The sequence below is a fragment of the Mycobacterium sp. NAZ190054 genome (assembly GCF_001545925.1).
GTDB lineage: Bacteria > Actinomycetota > Actinomycetes > Mycobacteriales > Mycobacteriaceae > Mycobacterium.
This window is the reverse complement of the sequence record NZ_LMVQ01000535.1, coordinates 1-533: the sequence shown is the minus strand read 5'-3', so window position 1 is coordinate 533 and position 533 is coordinate 1. Positions and strand designations below refer to the sequence as shown.

Here is a 533-nt window from a genome sequence, read left to right as displayed (position 1 = left end):
ACCACCCCCCCGTCCCGGCCCTCCCCGCGCAGCCCACGGCCGCGCCGGCCGCCGCCCCCGTGATGCCCACCCCGGGGAGCGCCCCTGCCGGCGGCGCTGGCGGCGGTCGTGGAGCGGTTCGGTGTCGCGGCGGTGGCCCGCTGCGGACACCGGCTGGAACACCTCGAGATGGTCACCGCCGAGCAGGCCGACAAGCTCGGCAGCTGGGGGGTGATCGCGAGCATGCAGCCGAACTTCGATGCCCTGTGGGGCGGCGCGGACGGCATGTACGCCCAGCGTCTCGGCGCCGAGCGGGCCGCCGGGCTGAACAGGTTCGCCCTGCTGGCCTCCCGCGGTGTGCCGCTGGCCTTCGGCTCCGACGCCCCGGTGACGGACATGAACCCGTGGGCCACGGTCCGTGCGGCGACCTCGCATCACACCACCGACCGCGCCGTCATGCGCATGTGTCACACCCCGGAGGTGGTGCGGCCGTGGTCTCCGAAGGGTTCGTCGCGGCGGCGCACCGCCTCGCGGAAGTCGTGCTCGCGGGCCTG

The 533-nt window shown here is 75.8% G+C and carries 1 protein-coding gene and 1 pseudogene; one reads left to right on the top strand and one right to left on the bottom strand.

The window, feature by feature from the left end:
* Positions 1–93 precede the first annotated feature (93 nt).
* A pseudogene (locus ASJ79_RS25595) lies at positions 94–435 on the top strand (amidohydrolase family protein); the annotation flags it as partial.
* 11 nt (positions 436–446) lie between these two features.
* Here the strand turns inward: ASJ79_RS25595 and ASJ79_RS34515 are convergent.
* The coding region (locus ASJ79_RS34515; protein WP_231751038.1) for a hypothetical protein at positions 447–533 on the bottom strand (87 nt) is incomplete at its 5' end.